The following is a 2,925-nucleotide window of genomic DNA, read 5'->3' as shown; positions in this document are numbered from 1 at the left end:
TCTGTGTTGTCACATACGCGCCTGACCTGCGTGGCCGCTCTTTGAGGTACCCGCGCACAAACGCCAGCGCCGTCACGCTCTTAGCGACCTTCTTTTCATCTCTCTTTGTGCGGGGCTAGACGTCATACCCCACCACCGCGTCAGCGGCAACTGTTTACACGCGGCACACAGGCAGGTGTTTGGGAAGTCTTCGCTAAACAGAATGCGATTAGCTCAGATACCGTCATGTGTCTTTCGAATACCACTGCCATTTCCTCCCTGGAAAGCACGACGCCAACTTCCTTCCGTAACCGAAGCGCGAAGCGAAGGAGCGTCATGTCGTCATAAGCTCCCCAGAAGAGGAGTTCCACGGGATCGTCGGGATGAAGCACCACATGTGAAAGGCCTTTCTCGTCGGCTATAACAGTTGCCATAAGGTCCGCAATTCGTTGATGGGTCGGTGAATCCGCCCAATAACTGGTGGCAGAACGCGCGAGTAGTTGACCCACAATTTGCTGCTCGATGGGAATCAAGACTTCGCGTACGTGCACCCACCAGCGACGCCGATCCTGCCACCAGGCGAACAACCAGCCGACGATGGGGATTTTCTTCAAACTGGATCGCGATGTTCCAAATGGGCAATTTGGGGGCGGCCAGGGCCGTGGAAATTGCAGTGGTCCACTAAGGCTCATAGGATGACTCCCATACACTTTGGCAACGGCGGCGGGCCAGACCCTCTACCCTGCCCGGCAACCCACGCTCCCCGGGTGAACGTGCACGTCCAAAGTAGTCTCCGCGAGACAGCAACACTGTCGCTTACCATCAGAACATCTATCGTTGCATACATTGGGAGGAGCACCATGCGTAGATGGGAACTTCGACGATCGCAATGAACTCACACGCGCGCATGCCGCCCCGTAGGGTCACCGAGAGAGAATTGGCCAAGCCTGGCGGTAACTTCAGCTTGAGTGCATTGCGAAGCGTCTGAACCGCGTTACGTTCTTCAAGGAGAGCGTGTGAGAGGCTGGGACAACAGTCCCTTGCTCTCGACGCCCAAACAGAAATCCGACTCACGCGAGCCGACAGGGAATCGGTTCCCGGCGGCCGGGGTACGGTAGAGAAGGCGTACGTGTACCCACCAACAGTCCCCAAGCCGGTGAGTGCTGCAATAAGCTGCCCCTCCGCCTGGTTTACGCAATTTTGAACGCATGCGATAGCACCCCACGCTTCGCCCCAGGGGTTTGGCTCGTCGCTTGGCCCTGCGCCGACAATGTCCCATCTGCCGGACCAGCCGTAGAAGTCCCCACAGGCCGAGGAACAGCAGGTGGCAGCGAGACCGCCACAGTCCGTCTGAACCCAGGTGGTGCTCCAGCTGTACCAGCGATTGTAACACTCGCAGTTTATCGGAACGGTCCCTTTGGGATCAACCCGATGCATGGGCCTGTTGTCAACATACCCGTACAGGTTAGCACCACCCCTGCATCCCACCGGATCCTCGCTCAGCCAGCGGCCGACGCCGGCATCGTACCAGCGGTTGAGGTTGTTCTGAAGGCCTGTGTCGGGGTCGAAAGGCCGGGCGGTGAAGAGAAACAAAGAATCCACCGCCGGGTTGGTCTCTGACGTGACCCTGCCGAACGCGTCATAGATCAGGTGGTTGACCACGGTGGTGGCCCCCGTCTCTGGGTCGTACTTGGCGATGTCCCTCACGGTGTTCAGGTGGTCCGTCAAGGTCCACTGTACCAGGTCGGCCGTGCCGCCGTCCACCGCCTCCTCGGCCAGGATCTGATCCACGGCCGGGCCCCATAGCTACGCGGTTTTGTCATCTACCGACGCAGAGCATTACCGGTCTCGAAAGGCAGAATGTGCCCTCTTGCTCCCTCCCCTATTGCTCCCTCCGTGAGCGACTACCCTCTTTCAGTGTTCCGGAGAAATGTCTAACTCTACGAACGTCATCAAGGCGGATCGTCTCAAGAACACCCTCGGTCGATGGCTTCCGCGCCCACTCGTAGTCCCAGTTCCAGCTCAATGAAGGCAACTCGGCAGAAAACAGTCTCTCCCAACTCGCCTCCACTTGCGACCGCCAGGGCTCAGGGGGCGGCCACACATCTTCGTCGGGACAAGCACGTCGCAATCCAGCCATCCACTGATCATACTCTTCTCGTGTAAGGGCCAGGTAATCCTCGCAGAAGACTTGGTGCCATGCCCACGACGGAAACGTCAGTAATGACGCTTCACTGACTTCAAGCTCCAATCGAACCCCTACGACACCACTTCGCAGCGCATGGCGATGCCGGCGCAGATCAGGTTTCTGGCAATAAACCCACCATGGTAAATGGCCGGTGTAACAGCTAAGCCTCTTTGCAAGTTGGCTCTGAAGCCATTCGTATGCCGGCGGTATATAGCCGCCGTACTTGAGAGCGTCTGGGGACACCTGCAGCGAACCCTGGCGGCACAGGGATCGCCAAACTCCCAACGGCTGTATCGTCCAGACGCGCATTAGACGAGCCACCTTGTCGCATGCTGGCAGGGCCTTGCTTCACTAATCATACAAACTCTTGCATGCTGCTCGCAGAGCCGCCTTGGTGATGCGATCACTTGCCCCCTTGCCGAGACACACCGCGTTGTGCAAGGACAGGCACATCTTTAACCAGTGCTTATGGTAATCACCAGGATGGCGGGCAATATGACAGCAAAATGCTTCAAGGGACGCGCATTTGTTGCCGCGGAGGGCGTCGACGAGTTTGATGCAGGTTGCAGTGGCACTCGAGAGCCCACTCGGGTCGATTCGCGTCAACGATTTGTTATAACAGTACCTGTAGAGATTCGCGTCGCCGCTCGCGAATGCGATGGGGTCGTCGCTCAGCCAGCGGCCGACATAAGCATCGTACCAGCGGTTGAGGTTGTCTTGGAGTTGACTATCGGGGTCGAACGGCCGGGCGGTGAAGA

2 protein-coding genes are annotated in these 2,925 nt (G+C 58.1%); both read right to left on the bottom strand.

The features are described 5' to 3' along the window. Window positions 1-810 precede the first annotated feature (810 nt). Window positions 811-1,770: an RHS repeat-associated core domain-containing protein gene (locus NUW23_15760; protein ID MCR4427612.1), complete on the bottom strand. Its 960-nt coding sequence runs from the start codon at window positions 1,768-1,770 to the stop codon at window positions 811-813. A 748-nt stretch (window positions 1,771-2,518) separates the two neighbouring features. Further along, the coding region (locus tag NUW23_15755; GenBank protein ID MCR4427611.1) for an RHS repeat-associated core domain-containing protein at window positions 2,519-2,925 on the bottom strand (407 nt) is incomplete at its 5' end.

It is taken from the genome of Bacillota bacterium (assembly GCA_024655925.1).
Classification (GTDB): domain Bacteria; phylum Bacillota; class DTU025; order DTU025; family JANLFS01; genus JANLFS01.
This window is presented reverse-complemented; position numbering and strand designations above follow the sequence as displayed.